This is a genomic window from Dickeya sp. MK7, assembly GCF_000406305.1.
GTDB lineage: Bacteria > Pseudomonadota > Gammaproteobacteria > Enterobacterales > Enterobacteriaceae > Dickeya > Dickeya fangzhongdai.
In genome coordinates this window covers 1031935-1047232 of the sequence record NZ_CM001984.1, presented here as the reverse complement: position 1 = coordinate 1047232, position 15298 = coordinate 1031935, and the positions used below count along the sequence as shown (strand labels likewise).

Below are 15298 nucleotides of genomic sequence, written 5' to 3'. Positions count from 1 at the left end.
CCGGCTTTTTTTATGTTTATGGTGGCGCAACATGATCGACAGAGACCTTCCGCACGATATCCCCGGTTCCACCACCACGGTTCATCCGGCACCGGCTTCTCCCCTTACCTTCACGGACGACATGCTGAAATGTCAGACGCTGAAAACCCATCTGGAACAGTTCCAGAGCTGGCTGGCGGAGGAGTTCAAAGCCGGCGTCAGCGCGGAAGCGTTGATCGATGCCCGCACGCTGTTTATCGATCACCTGATGCAACGGCTATGGCGCTTTTACGGTTTTGAGAGTACGCCGCAAACCGCGCTGGTAGCGGTAGGCGGCTACGGGCGCGGAGAATTGCACCCGCTGTCGGACATTGACCTGCTGGTCCTGAGCCAGCACAAGCTGACGGACGATCAGTCACAGACTATCGGCACCTTTATCACGTTGCTGTGGGATCTGCGGCTGGAAGTCGGCCACAGCGTGCGCACGCTGGACGAATGTCTAGAAGAAGGCCGGGCGGATATTTCCGTCGCCACCAACCTGATCGAATCCCGCATGATTTGCGGGGACGTCGCGTTGTTCCTGATGCTGCAAAAACACATTTTCAGCGACGCGTTCTGGCCATCGGAAACCTTCTTTCCCGCCAAGATCGCCGAGCAGCGGGAACGCCACCAGCGCTACCACAGCACCAGTTACAATCTGGAGCCGGATATCAAGAGCAGCCCCGGCGGACTACGGGATATCCACACCCTGCTGTGGGTCGCCCGTCGTCATTTTGGCGCCACGTCGCTCAACGAAATGGTCGGGTTCGGTTTTCTGACCGAAGCTGAACGCAACGAACTGAATGAGTGCCAGAGTTTTCTGTGGCGCATTCGCTTCGCGCTGCATTTGATCCTGCCCCGTTACGATAACCGCCTGTTGTTCGACCGCCAGCTTAACGTGGCGCAACTGCTGCAATATCAGGGCGAAGGCAACGCGCCGGTAGAACACATGATGAAAGACTTCTACCGTATGACGCGTCGGGTGGGCGAACTGAATCAGATGCTGCTGCAACTGTTTGACGAAGCCATCCTGGCGCTGGACGCCAGCGAGAAACCCCGTCCGCTGGACGAGGAATTCCAGTTGCGCGGCCAGCTTATCGACCTGCGTGACGAAACCCTGTTCGAGCGCAAGCCCGAAGCCATTATCCGCATGTTCTACCTGATGGTGCGCAATCAGGAAATCAGCGGCATCTATTCAACAACCCTGCGGCATCTGCGTCATGCGCGCCGGCATCTGAGCCAGCCGCTGTGCACTATTCCTGAAGCGCGCAGCCTGTTCATGAACATTCTGCGCCACCCGCGCGCCGTCAGCCGGGCGTTGCTGCCGATGCACACCCACAGCGTGCTGTGGGCCTATATGCCGCTGTGGGGCAACATCGTCGGGCAGATGCAATTTGACCTGTTCCATGCCTATACCGTGGATGAGCACACCATCCGGGTGCTGCTGAAACTGGAAAGTTTTACTGAAGAGGCCACTCGCGCGTCGCATCCGCTGTGCGTAGAGCTATACCCGCGACTGCCGCAGCCGGAACTGTTGTTGCTGGCCGCCTTGTTCCACGACATCGCCAAAGGTCGCGGCGGCGACCACTCGGAACTGGGCGCCAAGGACGCACTGGAGTTCGCCGCGCTGCACGGGTTGAATTCACGAGAAACCCAACTGGTCGCCTGGCTGGTGCGCTGTCATCTGTTGATGTCGGTCACCGCGCAACGCCGCGACATTCAGGACCCGGCGGTAATCCAGCAATTCGCCGAACAGGTGCAGAGCGAAACCCGGTTGCGCTACCTGCTGAATCTGACCGTAGCGGATATCTGCGCCACCAATGAGACGCTGTGGAACAGCTGGAAACAGAGCCTGCTGCGCGAATTGTATTTCGCCACCGAGAAGCAGCTGCGCCGCGGCATGCAGAACTCGCCGGACCTGCGCGAACGGGTGCGCCATCACCGCTTGCAGGCGCTGGCGCTGTTGCGCATGGACAATATCGACGAGGAAGCGCTGCACCACATCTGGAGCCGCTGCCGCGCCGACTACTTCCTGCGCCATTCCCCGAATCAATTGGCCTGGCACGCCCGCCATCTGCTGGAGCATGACGTCAGTAAACCGATGGTGCTGATCAGCCACCAGGCCAGTCGCGGCGGCACCGAAATTTTTATCTGGAGCCCGGACCGCCCTTACCTGTTCGCCGCGGTCGCCGGTGAACTGGACAGGCGTAACCTGAGCGTACACGACGCCCAGATCTTCACCAGCCGCGACGGTATGGCAATGGACACCTTTATCGTACTGGAGCCGGACGGCAGCCCGCTGGCGCCGGATCGTCACGAGATGATCCGCCACGCCATCGAGCAGGCGCTGACCCAACGGGATTACCAGCATCCGAGAGCACGTCGGCCCTCCTCCCGCCTGCGCCACTTTAGCGTGCCGACGGAAGTCGGTTTTCTGCCGACGCATAACGACCGGCGCAGTTATATGGAGCTAATCGCGCTCGACCAACCCGGCCTGCTGGCGCGGGTGGGCGAAGTGTTCGCCGACCTTAATCTGTCGCTGCACGGCGCCCGTATTTCCACCATCGGCGAACGAGTAGAAGACCTGTTTATTCTGGCAGATAGCGAAAGACGGGCATTAAGCCCCGAATTACGGCTTAAGTTGCAACAACGGTTGACAGAAGCCCTCGACCCAAACGATAAAGTAGCTTCTTAAATGTTAAGCCGCGTCCCGCATGGCGGCGCGCGGCCTGGTTTGATTAATCACGAAAGAGAAACAGGATGCAGCAATTACAGAACATCATCGAAACCGCATTTGAGCGTCGCGCAGACATCACCCCGGCCAATGTGGACACGGTGACGCGCGAAGCGGTGAATCAGGTTATCAGCCAGTTGGACAGCGGCGTGCTGCGTGTGGCTGAGAAAATCAACGGCCAGTGGGTGACGCATCAGTGGCTGAAGAAAGCGGTGCTGCTCTCTTTCCGCATCAATGACAACCAACTGATGGAAGGAGCCGAAACCCGCTACTACGACAAAGTGCCGATGAAATTCGCCGGTTACGACGAAGCGCGTTTCCAGCGTGAGGGTTTCCGCGTCGTGCCGCCAGCCAGCGTACGTCAGGGCGCGTTTATCGCCCGTAACACCGTACTGATGCCGTCTTACGTCAACATCGGCGCCTATGTCGATGAAGGCTCGATGGTTGACACCTGGGCGACCGTCGGCTCCTGCGCTCAGATCGGCAAAAACGTGCACCTGTCCGGCGGCGTCGGCATCGGCGGCGTTCTGGAACCGCTGCAGGCTAACCCGACCATCATCGAAGACAACTGCTTCATCGGCGCCCGCTCCGAAGTCGTGGAAGGCGTGATCGTGGAAGAAGGCTCGGTGATCTCAATGGGCGTGTTCATCGGCCAGAGCACCAAAATCTACGACCGTGAAACCGGCGAAGTGCATTACGGCCGCGTACCGGCGGGCTCGGTAGTCGTATCCGGCAACCTGCCATCTAAAGACGGCAGCTACAGCCTCTACTGCGCAGTGATCGTGAAAAAAGTGGATGCGAAAACCCGCGGTAAAGTGGGAATTAATGAGTTATTACGCACTATCGACTAATACCACTATCGACTAAACTGAATGGCGGGTTATGACCCGCCATTTTTTACGGCATCAAGCCGTCACGACCAACAATACTGGCCCAGTTTTTCAAGCCGACGTAAAACAAGAAAGGTGGTGTTATGTACGACAATCTGAAAAGTCTTGGGATTTCCAACCCGGAAGATATCGACCGCTATAGCCTCCGCCAGGAAGCCAGCAACGATATTCTGAAAATTTACTTTCGCAAGGATAAAGGGGAATTTTTCGCTAAAAGCGTCAAGTTCAAATATCCGCGCCAGCGCAAAACCATCGTCGCAGATAACGCCGGGCAGGGTTACAAAGAAATCAACGAGATCAGCCCCAATCTGCGCTATGTCGTGGACGAACTCGATCAGATTTGCCAGCGCGATCAGGTTGAGGTGGATTTGAAGCGCAAGATTCTGTCCGACCTGCGTCATCTGGAAAGCGTAGTCACCAACAAGATCAGCGAAATCGAAGCCGATCTGGAAAAACTGACCCAGCGCTGAGTGGGTGTCGTCGACAAGGCTGTAACGCAGCCGATTCAGCATAAGAAACGGGGCCTGGAAGGCCCCGTTTTCACAACCGGCTCCCGGCATTACTTATCCAGCAACGCGGCCCAGGACTCTACCCACGGGCAGGAAACCACTTCGGGTTCCGGATGCTCGGCCGCATCAATTTCCAGCAACTCGCCCAGGCGCTTCGCGCCCATCTCCTGCAACAACGCATCAAACTGATGGCCGCCGCCGCAGAAGTTATCGTAGCTGCTGTCGCCCAGCGCAATCAGCCCGTAGCGTAAATCCGGCTGATAACCGACTTTTTCACGCAGCGCTTCGTACAACGGCACGATAGACTCCGGCAACTGCCCCTGACCGGTGGTGGAGGTCACCACCAGCACCGTCAGCTGGCTGTAAGCCAGCCAGTCATCTACCGAAGCCTCTTCGAAAATCTTTACCTCATGCCCGTGCGTCTTAAGGATGCTTTCCGCTTCCTCCGCCACCAGCAACGCGTTGCCGTACACCGTGCCAACAAAAATACCGACTTGCGCCATGACGCTGATTCTCCTGTTTATGCTGACGTCAGGCGTTATCCTGACCCGACGCCTGAGGAAACTCAACCCTTTCAACATCAGGGAGACTGCCTTGCCAGCCGAATTGCGTCATTACGCCCTGCCAGGGTTCGTCCCAGCGTGCCGATATTACCAGCGGCTCGTTGGTAACCGGGTGAGTCAGCGACAAGCGGCTGGCGTGCAACATCAGGCGGGCGCAGTCGAAGTGCGCCGCCATACCGCGGTTCTGGCGCAGGTCGCCGTGGGTAGTATCCCCAATAATAGGATGACGCAAATGCGCCATATGTCGCCGCAACTGGTGCTTGCGTCCGGTCCTGGGGCTCAATTCCAGCAGGCTGTAGCGAGAGGTGTCATAACGCCCGATCGCCACCGGCATCTCGGCACGCGCCAGTACCCGATAGTGGCTGACGGCAGGCTGCGGCGCTTTGTCGGGGTCGGCGTATTTATCGGCGATGCGATCCAGCTCTTCCGTCAGCGCATAATCAATCACGCCGTCTTCCATCACATAGCCGCGAACCACCGCATGATAGGTTTTCTCCATCTGATGCTGCTCGAACTGCTGCGCCAGTAGCCGCGCCACCTCAGGGGACAACGCCATCAACAGCACGCCGGAAGTAGGACGGTCCAGACGGTGCACGGTAAACACGTGCTGACCAATCTGGTCGCGTACCGTTTGCATCACCACCACTTTTTCCTTACGATCCAGCCAGCTACGGTGCACCAGCCAGCCTGCCGGTTTATTCACCGCAATCAGATGCTCATCCTGATAGACAATCTCCAGCATCCTCATTCCTCAAACAATACGTCCAACGCACGCAACTGCGTCAGCAATTCACCGACATCATCCGAACGCCCGTCGAACGCCACCTCGAAGTAAGGCAGGATGGCAAGCCGGGCCGGCAACGGCGCACCGCTATCCAGTAACGCGTGCATACGCGGCAGAAATACCCATTGCAGCCACTGTTCGGCCGCCATCGTATCAATGCAGAACGGCTCCTGACTGGCAAACGCCGCCTCATCAGGCGCAGAAGACTGCCATAACGGGCTCGCCTTCAGGGCATGCTCGATAGCGAACAGCGATTGTCGGATGCGAATCTCTACACTCATGGGCCGGGGTCTCATCAGGCTTGGTAACAGGGCGGCAAAGCATAGCATCGTTGTCCTGTTCTGGCATCCCGGATGCATCCCCCGCAACCGGAATGCGCGTACTGAGCGGCAACAGGTAAAAACGAAAAGAGGGAACCGATTTCTCGGTTCCCTCTTAGTTCGTTTGCAGCAGTCCCGCTACCTTGTTGCTTCCCTGCTCGTCCTTGAAAACTTGTCCTTGATGGTCTTCCTAACCCACAATCCTTGCTGGCGATCCCTCTTTCATCCGTGACGGTCGATCCTTCATAATCATCCGTGATCGCATTCCTTTAGGCTCCTGCCCCACCGGCATTCCCAGGCCGGCTCTCATTCTCCTTCCTGGAGGTGTCCCTTATTTCATCCTGAAAAAAGAGTCTGGTTGTAACAGCAATTGACTCCCTGCCCTCCTAGCATGGTCGACATACCCTGTTACCGTGTTACGAAACTGAATAATAAGATGTATTAATTAAACCGAATCAGCAAGCCACCCAAACGCCCCAATAGCCGCATAAAAAACGCGGTTTATTGACGAACACCATTAATTCATTAATTAATAATGCAAAAATTAAACGGAAATCTTAGTTTAATATTAAAGATAAGAGATCGCTTACACGCAATGTAAGAGATCTCTCACACGTCGAAAAGCGAAACGCGATTCAGCATTATGGAATCAATGGCAACAGCTTATACAGAAAATCAACCAGATCCGATGACAACACTCGACGCTGGCGTGTTCCGAATTCTTCCAGCACAACTTCGCCGCTCAGGTTGCACAAAGAGATTAGCGCCATTTCAGAATGCGTTGTCGCAAGAAATAACGTAGGTGACAATTTTAGTCGTTTTTGTGTCAAAAGGTGACCAATCAGATTCTCCTGCAGACGGATAAAATCGTCTTCGCTCCAGGCCTGAAGCAGCGTGCATTCCAAATCATCAAAGCGAGCCGTCATGTCGCCGGCGAACTGGCTGGTGAAAAAGGCATGCGCATCCGGGTGCAGTTGAATCTCCAGCGCCCGTTCAACGCCATCCAGCCGCGCAGGCACGACCGGCGCCTGCGGCAACCAGTGCACCCGGCTATCCTGCGTGGCGACGATGCAGGGCGAGGCCACGCCGTACAAATCCTCGCTGGCTGGCGGATGGCCCGTTTCCCGTTGCCATAATTCGACATAACGCTGGGTGAATGCGTTCAGCGCCTGTGATACCTGCTGCTCCATCTTACCTCTCAATCTGAGTCTGTCGGATTTCACTGAATACACATTCTATCCCGACTATAGCGCCTGCCGTCGACAGAATACGCATCAAAGTGCGTAACGCCGCGCAACTTTATCGTTGGAAGGTCACCCTGCATTGGCAAAAGGCTCTTCGACACGTTAAGGTGAGATAGCAAAGAAACGTATCACACAAACGCATCGAACCTGCGTGTTGGGCAAACGTCTTGGACAACTGTCGTCGCACACTGCGTTTCAGGGAGTAGTATGATCACACATATCAGCCCGTTAGGGTCCATGGATTTACTGTCGCAGTTGGAAGTGGATATGCTGAAAAGCACCGCCAGCAGCGATCTTTACCGGCTATTCCGCAATTGTTCCCTCGCCGTCCTGAACTCCGGCAGTCAGACGGACAACAGCAAGGAGTTGCTCTCCCGCTACGAGGATTTCGACATCAACGTGCTGCGTCGTGAGCGCGGTGTGAAACTGGAACTGGTCAACCCGCCGGAAGAAGCATTTGTCGACGGGCAGATTATCCGTTCGTTGCAGGCCAACCTGTTCGCCGTGCTGCGCGATATCCTGTTTGTGAACGGCCAGATCGCCAGCGCCGGGCGTTATCAAAACCTGGATCTCGAAGATTCCACCCATATCACCAATCTTGTGTTCTCCATCCTGCGCAACGCCAGAGCGCTGCACGTGGGCGAGGAGCCGAATCTGGTAGTGTGCTGGGGCGGTCATTCGATCAATGAAACCGAATACCTGTACGCCCGCAAAGTCGGCAGCCAGCTCGGCTTACGCGAGTTGAACATCTGTACCGGTTGCGGACCGGGCGCGATGGAAGCCCCGATGAAAGGCGCCGCCGTGGGCCATGCCCAGCAGCGTTACCGGGACGGGCGTTTCATCGGCATGACCGAGCCGTCCATCATCGCCGCCGAGCCACCCAATCCGCTGGTGAATGAACTGATCATCATGCCGGATATTGAAAAACGTCTGGAAGCGTTTGTGCGCATCGGCCACGGCATCGTAATTTTCCCGGGCGGGGTTGGCACCGCGGAAGAGTTCCTCTATCTGCTGGGCATCATGATGGACCCGGCCAACAGCGAGCAGGTGTTGCCGATTATTCTTACCGGCCCGCAGGAAAGCGCCGACTACTTCCGGGTGCTTGACGAGTTCATCGTTAGTACGCTGGGTCGCCAGGCGCGCCGTTATTATTCCATCATCATCAACGACGCCGCCGAAGTGGCCCGGCAGATGAAAAAAACCATGCCGCAGGTGAAAGAGCACCGCCGCCACACCGGCGACGCCTACAGCTTCAACTGGTCGCTGCGTATCGCGCCGGACTTGCAACTGCCGTTCGAGCCGACGCACGAGAACATGGCTAACCTCAATCTGCATCCCGACCAGCCGGCTGAACAGTTGGCCGCCACGTTGCGCCGGGCGTTTTCCGGTATCGTGGCCGGTAACGTCAAAGAGGCGGGTATTCGGGCCATCGAAGAATACGGCCCTTACAAATTGCACGGCAATGCCGACATCATGAAAAGCATGGACCGGCTGTTGCAGGACTTCGTGTCCCAGCAGCGTATGAAGCTGCCTGGCAGCGCTTACGTCCCGTGCTACGAAATCTGTTCCTGACCATCAGTTCGCCGCCGGCGTTAGGCCGGCGGCGACTCACATGACTACCGCTTATGGCCGTACATCTGCTTATTGTCGACGCGCTCAACCTGATCCGACGCATTCATGCGGTACAAGGTTCTCCTTGCCTGACTGCCTGCCGGCACGCGCTGGGCCAGTTGATACAGCACAGTCAACCGACGCATGCCGTTGCCGTCTTTGATGACGAACAGCGGGATCAGAGCTGGCGCCACCAGTTGCTGCCGGAATACAAGGCCGGCCGCGCGCCCATGCCGGAAAATCTGTCGCAGGAACTGCCGCAGATCAGGGACGCCTTTCTGGCATCTGGGGTGGAGAGCTGGCACTCGCCGGGCAACGAAGCTGACGATCTGGCCGCCACGCTGGCTTGTAAAGTCGCCGCGCAAGGGCATCAAGCCACCATTGTCTCGACCGACAAGGGTTACTGTCAGTTACTGGCGCCGACCATTCGTATTCGGGATTACTTTCAGAAGCGCTGGCTGGACGTGCCGTTCATCCAGCAGGAGTTCGGCGTTCGACCCGAGCAGTTGCCGGATTACTGGGGGCTGGCGGGGATCAGCAGCAGCAAAATCCCCGGCGTAAGCGGCATTGGGCCGAAAACCGCCGCCCAGCTGTTGCAACAGGCTGGTTCGCTGGAGGCGCTATACCAGCAGTTGGAGCAGGTACCGGAGAAATGGCGCCGCAAGCTGGAAGCCCAGCAGGACATGGCTTACCGCAGCCGTCAGGTCGCCACGCTCAGAACCGATCTGGTACTCAATGGCAACCTGCAGCAGCTACGTCTGCCCGCATCGGGTTAAACGGCGTTAACCACCGACACGTACAGGCATCACGCCCGGCAGCGGCAGAAACTCAACGTTCGTCGCGTCGGCCGGGAATCGCACCCCAGATACGCCGTGCATGAACGGTGACTTCTTCACGGTCGTGATAGAGGTGTTTGGCATGAATCTCAAAATTGATGCCGTTCTCCTCCATCCGCTGCGCCAGTAAGGCCAGATTCTGGGTCACTTCTTCATAGCGCTTTTTCATCGGCAGCTTAAGGTTGAAGATCACTTCGCGACACCAGCCATTGACCAGCCAGTCAGCCATACGGCTGGTGACTTTGGCCGGTTTTTCCACCATATCGCACACCAACCAGTAGATATTGTTACGCGGCGGCTCAAAGCGGAAACCGTCCGCCTGATGGTGGATCACCTGCCCGGTATCCATCAGGCTCGGCGCCATCATGCCGTTATCGACGGCGTGAACCATCATACTGCGTTTCACCAGTTGATAGGTCCAGCCGCCGGGGCAAGCGCCCAGATCCACCGCAAACATACCGCTGGAGAGGCGTTCGTCCCATTCGTCCGCCGGCACGAACACATGAAATGCTTCTTCCAGCTTCAGCGTCGAGCGGCTTGGGGCGTCCGCAGGGAACTTCAGCCGCGGAATCCCCATATAGAACGGTGAATTGTTATTGCTGTAGGAATAACCGACATAGCAGCAACCGGGAGCGATGAACAACACATGAATAACCGGACGGCTGGCTTTCTCCTGTGCCAGCAGGATGCGGTTTTCCCGCAGCGCAGCGCGCAGCGGCACCGTGAACTTGCGGCAGAACTTCATCAGTTCCTTGCTTTCGTTGGTATCCGGCACTTCAACCCGCAGCTCTCCGGCGCGCTCCAGCGCCCCGGTCAGCATCCCGACGATCGGCGTGATGCGATCCTCCGGCGGCAGATCGCGCAACAATTCGCCGCATACCATCATCTGACGCGCAAATATCAGTTCCTGGAACGGTAATTCCTTAATCAGCCGATCGGCGTCTTCGTGCTGGTAGCACTCAAACATCACATACCCGCTGTTATCCTTTACCCGTACAAAGCCATAGACGTTATAACGCGCCGCCTTGTCGGTAATTTCCGCCGCGCACTCTTTCTCAAACCCGGGGCGGCAGTACAAAATCACTTTATTCATGCTACTCAGCCTTTTTCTTTAAGCGTAAGGCTCCAATTAACAGTAACAGCCAGCCCGTCAGGAAGCACGCGCCCCCCACCGGAGTGACAAATACCCATAGTTTGAGGTGCGACAACGCCAGACAGTACAGGCTGCCGCTAAACAGCAGCGTACCCAGCGCCAGAAACGCCGCACTCCAGTAAAACCAGACATTCGCCCGTTGATGCATCGCCGCCGACAGCGCCAGAATCGCCAGCGTGTGAAACGCCTGATACTGGAGCCCGGTATGCAGCCAGGACATTTCCGCTTCGCCCAGCGATTTACTCAACACATGCGTGCCGAACGCCCCCAACGCCACATATACAAACCCGCTGATAGCGGCGAATATCAGCATGAAACGGCTGTTCATCGTTTGATCTATTCCATATATCAAGAAAAAGAGGCTGAACCCGGCGGATTCAGCGCGCACTGTTGTCGTAGCGGAAGCGGAACTTTCCTGTTCGCTGGCCGCACGAGCCAGAATCCATTGGCGAAAGGCGGCTATTTTACCCAGTTCCGCCTGACTGTCATGACAAACCAGATAAAACGCGTTTTTGCTGACCAGCACATCATTGAACGGGCACACCAGTCTGCCCGCCTCAATTTCCGTCTGCGCCATCACATTGTTGGCCAGCGCGACCCCCTGGCCGTGAATCGCCGCCTGCAACACCATCGCGCTATGACTGAAAATCGGCCCTTGTTGCACATTAATCTGAGTTATCCCCAACTGGCGGGTATAGGCCATCCAGTCACGCCGCGAGGCGTCATGCAACAGCGTATGCCATATCAGGTCCCCCGGCGTTTTCAGCGGGTGCTCCCCGGCCAATAATTGCGGCGCGCAAACCGGCAACAGATACTCCGCGTACAGCTTTTCCACCCGCAATCCCGGCCAGTTGCCGCGTCCGTAGAAGATCGCCACGTCCACATCATCCGACAGTCGTTCCTCTTCCCGGTCCACCGCCTGAATTCGCACATCAATGCCCGGATATTCCGTATTGAAACTCGACAGACGCGGCACCAGCCAGTGAATGGCGAAGCTAGGCAGCAGACTCACCGTCAGCGCGCCTTTGGCGCTACGAGCCTGCAGCTTGCGGGTCGCTTCATTAAGGGCGGAAAAGATTTCCTTGATGTCCAGAAAGTAGCTCTGCCCTTCTTCCGTCAGCAACAGCGAACGGTTACGGCGGCGGAACAGTTTCAGGCCGAGAAAATCTTCCAGCGATTTGATCTGATGGCTGACGGCAGCCTGGGTAACGAATAACTCTTCGGCCGCGCGGGTAAAACTGAGGTGGCGGGCAGCAGCGTCAAAGACGCGCAAAGCATTGAGAGGCGGCAATCGTTTCGACATAAACCGGATTCTTCGTATGCGGCTTACCCCGGTAAACACTACCGCGATTTGCCATTAGTTTTTGTAATCCGAGGCATTATAAATTGTCCGTTGAGGATGCACCAGCAAATACCTATAGTAGCGCCACTTCCCTGAGCCGGAACGAAAAGTGCGTAAGGTTGACCGATGTGCTTTTGGCTTGTGGTTGTGATGTTGTGTTTGCTATTTGTTTACTGTCTGCATTTCAGACGTGGTAGCGATGCTACCTTTTCATTTCCTGTACATTTACCCTGTCTGTCTAAGTGATTTTTGCATAGCACCGCGTTTTGCGGTGCTTTTTTTTGCCCATATTGCATTGACCAGAAGATATCGATCACTTCGCTTCCGTCATCGATCTCAGCGCATCACGATTAATCTGTTGATGATGACCATAGGCATCGGTGTAACTGATGAGGCCGGTCTCTTCATCCACCTTCGGCTTGCCATCGGCAATGATGGTCCGTCCGTCGGAGGTTTCCAGCACATAATTGCTGGAGCAGGCTGACAGCGATAATGCCAGGCCCAGAGCGACAAGAATTACAATTTTATTCTTCATACTTAACTCCTGGTATTTTTTAATGCCTTCATAAAGGCATTAGTCATTATTAAACTCCGAATCAAGCAAGGTTAAGGGTAGCAAGCTGAACGAGGTTTTCGTTCAGGATCGTCCTAAACTTGTTTCAGCCGCAAAAATGGGACAGGATCTGTCGCTCAACAGAGGATCGACATGAAACCGTTCAACGCCCCGTATTTTCGCCAGCAATTTCCCGCGCTTCGCCAGCCCGGCGTCTATCTTGACAGCGCAGCCACGGCGCTGAAGCCCGACGCGGTTATCGCCGCGGTTCAGCACCACTACGCCAGTGAAACGGGCAATGTTCATCGCAGCCAGCACCGCGCCGCCCGGCAGTTGTCGGAAGCGTTTGAGCAGGCGCGCGAAAAAGTAGCGGATTTCATTGGCGCAGCGCAGGCACGCGGCATCGTCTGGACCAAAGGCACGACGGAAGCGATCAATCTGGTGGCGCAATGTTATGCCCATCCGCGGTTACAACCCGGCGATGAGATCCTGGTCAGCGAAGCCGAGCACCATGCCAATCTGATCCCGTGGCTGATGGTGGCGCAGCAGACGGGAGCGCGGGTGGTAAAGCTGCCGATTGGCGCGGATAGTCTGCCCGATCTTCAGCTGTTGCCCTCATTGATCAACGCCCGGACCCGCCTGCTGGCTATCGGGCAGATGTCGAATGTGACCGGCGGCATGCCGGACCTGAAACGAGCGATTACGCTGGCGCATCAGGCCGGCGCGGTGGTGATGGTCGACGGCGCGCAGGGCATTGCGCACACGACGACCGACGTGACGGCGCTGGATATCGACTTTTACGCGTTCTCCGGCCATAAACTGTATGGTCCTACCGGCATCGGCGTGCTGTACGGCAAACCGGCCCTGCTGGAAACCATGCCGCCCTGGCAGGGCGGCGGAAAAATGATGACGGCAGTGTCGTTTGACGGTTTCACGCCGCAAGCCATTCCCCAGCGCTTCGAAGCCGGTACGCCGCACATTGCCGGGGTGATCGGCCTGGCTGCCGCCATTGACTGGTGGCAGCAACAGGACCGCCCGGCGGCGGATCGGCATAGCGTCGCGCTGGCGAGCGATGCGGAACAGCAGTTGAGCGCGTTACCCGGTTTTCGCAGCTTCCGCGCTTCCGGTTCCAGCCTGTTGTCGTTCACTATCGAAGGCGTATACCACCACGATCTGGTGACCCTGCTGGCAGAGGACGGCATCGCTCTGAGAGCCGGACACCATTGCGCTCAGCCGCTGATAGCGGCGCTGGGCGTGCCCGGCACGCTGCGGGCCTCATTTGCGCCCTATAACCAACAGCAGGACGTGGACCATCTGGTCCAGGCTACCCAAAAAGCGCTTGAATTACTGATGGATTGATTGATGATGACCGATTCTACACGCCATCCGTTTGGCACTGAAATTGATGAAGCGGCGCTGACGGCGCGTTTTGACGCCTGTCGCTCCTGGGAAGAACGCTACCGTCAGTTGATCCTGTTGAGCAAATCCTTGCCGTCGCTGCCGGACGCACGTCGTCAGGAACATATCGAACTGTCCGGTTGTGAAAACCGCGTCTGGCTGGGATATCAACGGCGGGCGGACGGCGCCTTGCATTTTTACGGCGACAGCGACGGCCGCATCGTACGTGGGCTGCTGGCAATCCTATTGACGGCGGTGGAAGGCAAAACCGCGCAAATGCTGCAACAGCAAGACCCGCTGGCTTTGTTTGACCGGCTGGGACTGCGCGCCGAACTCAGCGCATCACGCGCCGGCGGGCTGGCCGCGCTGGCCAGCCGCATCCACGACATCGCCCGTCACGAATCCTGATTCAACGCGACGGCCTGCGCCTGCCGGGCATCGCGCGCCATCATTTTTTTCAACGCATGGGAAACCGCCACAAAGCCAAAAGTGGCGGTCACCATGGTCGCCGCGCCGAAGCCTGAGGCGCAATCCATACGTTTCACGCCGTCAGCGGTGCTGCGAGACGCGCAAACCGAACCATCCGGTTGTGGGTACATCAGCGGCTCGCTGGAAAACACGCAGTCGATGCCGAGCTTGCCCTTGCTGTTTTTAACGATATTAAAATCGTGCTTCAACCGCTCGCGTAACTTGGCCGCCAGCGGATCCTGAATGGTTTTCGCCAGATCGGCGACCTCAATACGGGTCGGGTCAATCTGCCCTCCCGCTCCTCCCGTGGTCACCACCGGCACTTTATTGCGGCGACACCAGGCCAGCAGCGCGGCTTTGGGGCGCACGCTATCGATAGCGTCAATCACATAGCTGAAATTGTTGTCCAGCAGTTCCGCCACATTATCGGCGCTGATGAAATCATCGACGCAGGTCACCCGGCATTCCGGGTTAATCGCCAGAATTCGCTCCGCCATCACCTCGGTTTTCAACTGCCCGGTGTGCTGACGTAGGGCATGAATCTGCCGGTTGGTGTTGCTGACGCACACATCATCCATGTCAATCAGGGTAATCGCGCCGATACCGGTGCGCGCCAGCGCTTCCGCCGCCCAGGACCCTACCCCGCCAATGCCGATCACGCACACATGCGCGCCGGCAAACAGCGACAACGCCCGCTGACCGTACAAACGCGCCGTACCGCCAAAGCGTTGCAGATAACTCTCGGATTGCAGAGAACTATCGGATTGCAGAGAACTCTCGGATAATTGCGTACTCATCGCCCACCTTCACTCAATCACAAACGGCAGCGATGATACCCCAGTCAGGACCATTTGCGCAGCGGATAACGGCAATCT

Annotated in this window: 15 protein-coding genes and 1 pseudogene; 7 read left to right on the top strand and 9 right to left on the bottom strand. The window is 57.0% G+C overall.

Annotated features, from left to right (window positions below):
* Positions 1 to 31 precede the first annotated feature (31 nt).
* The 3 genes from glnD (at position 32) to DXXMK7_RS04725 (ending at position 4112) form a co-directional block, all read left to right on the top strand.
* On the top strand, positions 32 to 2713 hold the full coding sequence (gene glnD, locus DXXMK7_RS04735) for a bifunctional uridylyltransferase/uridylyl-removing protein GlnD (RefSeq protein ID WP_038918080.1): 2682 nt from the start codon (positions 32 to 34) through the stop codon (positions 2711 to 2713).
* A gap of 65 nt (positions 2714 to 2778) precedes the next feature.
* A complete protein-coding gene (gene dapD / locus DXXMK7_RS04730; RefSeq protein WP_038661525.1) occupies positions 2779 to 3603 on the top strand; it encodes a 2,3,4,5-tetrahydropyridine-2,6-dicarboxylate N-succinyltransferase in 825 nt (274 codons plus the stop codon).
* 122 nt (positions 3604 to 3725) lie between these two features.
* A complete protein-coding gene (locus DXXMK7_RS04725; protein ID WP_038661528.1) occupies positions 3726 to 4112 on the top strand; it encodes a DUF3461 family protein in 387 nt (128 codons plus the stop codon).
* An 89-nt stretch (positions 4113 to 4201) separates the two neighbouring features.
* Here the strand turns inward: DXXMK7_RS04725 and DXXMK7_RS04720 are convergent, their stop codons facing one another.
* The 4 genes from DXXMK7_RS04720 to syd all read right to left on the bottom strand — a co-directional run bounded on the left by DXXMK7_RS04720 (position 4202) and on the right by syd (position 7008).
* Entirely contained in the window at positions 4202 to 4654 is a 453-nt protein-coding gene (locus tag DXXMK7_RS04720; RefSeq protein WP_038918078.1) for a flavodoxin, read from the bottom strand.
* Positions 4655 to 4682: 28 nt separating this feature from the next.
* Positions 4683 to 5456, bottom strand: coding sequence for a tRNA pseudouridine(65) synthase TruC (gene truC / locus DXXMK7_RS04715; RefSeq protein WP_038918077.1), 774 nt, complete (start codon positions 5454 to 5456; stop codon positions 4683 to 4685).
* Positions 5457 to 5458: 2 nt separating this feature from the next.
* A complete protein-coding gene (locus DXXMK7_RS04710) occupies positions 5459 to 5779 on the bottom strand; it encodes a YqcC family protein (RefSeq protein WP_038918076.1) in 321 nt (106 codons plus the stop codon).
* Positions 5780 to 6459: 680 nt separating this feature from the next.
* Positions 6460 to 7008 (bottom strand): SecY-interacting protein, encoded by a 549-nt coding sequence (gene syd, locus DXXMK7_RS04705; protein WP_038918074.1) that lies wholly within the window; start codon positions 7006 to 7008, stop codon positions 6460 to 6462.
* Positions 7009 to 7269: 261 nt separating this feature from the next.
* Here syd and ppnN point away from each other — a divergent pair, with 261 nt between their 5' ends.
* Together ppnN and xni are read left to right on the top strand one after the other, a co-directional pair.
* The gene (gene ppnN / locus DXXMK7_RS04700; RefSeq protein WP_038661540.1) at positions 7270 to 8634 is read left to right on the top strand and encodes a nucleotide 5'-monophosphate nucleosidase PpnN; all 1365 of its coding nucleotides are present in this window, start codon (positions 7270 to 7272) and stop codon (positions 8632 to 8634) included.
* Between the two features lie 53 nt (positions 8635 to 8687).
* On the top strand, positions 8688 to 9449 hold the full coding sequence (xni, locus tag DXXMK7_RS04695; RefSeq protein WP_038918073.1) for a flap endonuclease Xni: 762 nt from the start codon (positions 8688 to 8690) through the stop codon (positions 9447 to 9449).
* A 52-nt stretch (positions 9450 to 9501) separates the two neighbouring features.
* Here xni and rlmM read toward each other — a convergent pair whose 3' ends face one another.
* From rlmM to DXXMK7_RS04675, 4 genes and pseudogenes are all read right to left on the bottom strand, one after another.
* Positions 9502 to 10602, bottom strand: coding sequence for a 23S rRNA (cytidine(2498)-2'-O)-methyltransferase RlmM (gene rlmM, locus DXXMK7_RS04690; protein ID WP_038918072.1), 1101 nt, complete (start codon positions 10600 to 10602; stop codon positions 9502 to 9504).
* A 1-nt stretch (position 10603) separates the two neighbouring features.
* Complete coding sequence (locus DXXMK7_RS22895) at positions 10604 to 10990, bottom strand: DUF423 domain-containing protein (RefSeq protein ID WP_038661549.1); 387 nt, start codon at positions 10988 to 10990, stop codon at positions 10604 to 10606.
* A 49-nt stretch (positions 10991 to 11039) separates the two neighbouring features.
* Positions 11040 to 11965, bottom strand: a pseudogene (locus tag DXXMK7_RS04680) (transcriptional regulator GcvA).
* 352 nt (positions 11966 to 12317) lie between these two features.
* Positions 12318 to 12539: a YgdI/YgdR family lipoprotein gene (locus tag DXXMK7_RS04675; protein ID WP_038918071.1), complete on the bottom strand. Its 222-nt coding sequence runs from the start codon at positions 12537 to 12539 to the stop codon at positions 12318 to 12320.
* 171 nt (positions 12540 to 12710) lie between these two features.
* On the opposite strand from DXXMK7_RS04675, the gene csdA reads away from it, so the two are divergent.
* Positions 12711 to 13916 carry a cysteine desulfurase CsdA gene (gene csdA, locus DXXMK7_RS04670; RefSeq protein ID WP_038918070.1) on the top strand — a complete coding sequence of 402 codons (1206 nt, stop codon included), beginning with the start codon at positions 12711 to 12713 and terminating at the stop codon, positions 13914 to 13916.
* Between the two features lie 3 nt (positions 13917 to 13919).
* Positions 13920 to 14363: a cysteine desulfurase sulfur acceptor subunit CsdE gene (gene csdE, locus DXXMK7_RS04665; protein WP_038918069.1), complete on the top strand. Its 444-nt coding sequence runs from the start codon at positions 13920 to 13922 to the stop codon at positions 14361 to 14363.
* Here the strand turns inward: csdE and tcdA are convergent.
* Positions 14351 to 15220: a tRNA cyclic N6-threonylcarbamoyladenosine(37) synthase TcdA gene (tcdA, locus tag DXXMK7_RS04660; protein WP_049842506.1), complete on the bottom strand. Its 870-nt coding sequence runs from the start codon at positions 15218 to 15220 to the stop codon at positions 14351 to 14353. The genes csdE and tcdA overlap by 13 nt on opposite strands.
* Positions 15221 to 15298: the final 78 nt, after the last annotated feature.

What these genes read in the sequence shown, in the direction of transcription:
- truC (WP_038918077.1), bottom strand. Translation starts at nt 5,456, where the DNA reads ATGCTGGAGATTGTCTATCAGGATGAGCATCTGATTGCGGTGAATAAA.
- csdA (WP_038918070.1), top strand. Translation starts at nt 12,711, where the DNA reads ATGAAACCGTTCAACGCCCCGTATTTTCGCCAGCAATTTCCCGCGCTT.
- DXXMK7_RS04675 (WP_038918071.1), bottom strand. Translation starts at nt 12,539, where the DNA reads ATGAAGAATAAAATTGTAATTCTTGTCGCTCTGGGCCTGGCATTATCG.
- DXXMK7_RS04720 (WP_038918078.1), bottom strand. Translation starts at nt 4,654, where the DNA reads ATGGCGCAAGTCGGTATTTTTGTTGGCACGGTGTACGGCAACGCGTTG.
- dapD (WP_038661525.1), top strand. Translation starts at nt 2,779, where the DNA reads ATGCAGCAATTACAGAACATCATCGAAACCGCATTTGAGCGTCGCGCA.
- DXXMK7_RS04725 (WP_038661528.1), top strand. Translation starts at nt 3,726, where the DNA reads ATGTACGACAATCTGAAAAGTCTTGGGATTTCCAACCCGGAAGATATC.
- xni (WP_038918073.1), top strand. Translation starts at nt 8,688, where the DNA reads ATGGCCGTACATCTGCTTATTGTCGACGCGCTCAACCTGATCCGACGC.
- ppnN (WP_038661540.1), top strand. Translation starts at nt 7,270, where the DNA reads ATGATCACACATATCAGCCCGTTAGGGTCCATGGATTTACTGTCGCAG.
- tcdA (WP_049842506.1), bottom strand. Translation starts at nt 15,220, where the DNA reads ATGAGTACGCAATTATCCGAGAGTTCTCTGCAATCCGATAGTTCTCTG.
- syd (WP_038918074.1), bottom strand. Translation starts at nt 7,008, where the DNA reads ATGGAGCAGCAGGTATCACAGGCGCTGAACGCATTCACCCAGCGTTAT.
- rlmM (WP_038918072.1), bottom strand. Translation starts at nt 10,602, where the DNA reads ATGAATAAAGTGATTTTGTACTGCCGCCCCGGGTTTGAGAAAGAGTGC.
- DXXMK7_RS04710 (WP_038918076.1), bottom strand. Translation starts at nt 5,779, where the DNA reads ATGAGTGTAGAGATTCGCATCCGACAATCGCTGTTCGCTATCGAGCAT.
- DXXMK7_RS22895 (WP_038661549.1), bottom strand. Translation starts at nt 10,990, where the DNA reads ATGAACAGCCGTTTCATGCTGATATTCGCCGCTATCAGCGGGTTTGTA.
- csdE (WP_038918069.1), top strand. Translation starts at nt 13,920, where the DNA reads ATGATGACCGATTCTACACGCCATCCGTTTGGCACTGAAATTGATGAA.
- glnD (WP_038918080.1), top strand. Translation starts at nt 32, where the DNA reads ATGATCGACAGAGACCTTCCGCACGATATCCCCGGTTCCACCACCACG.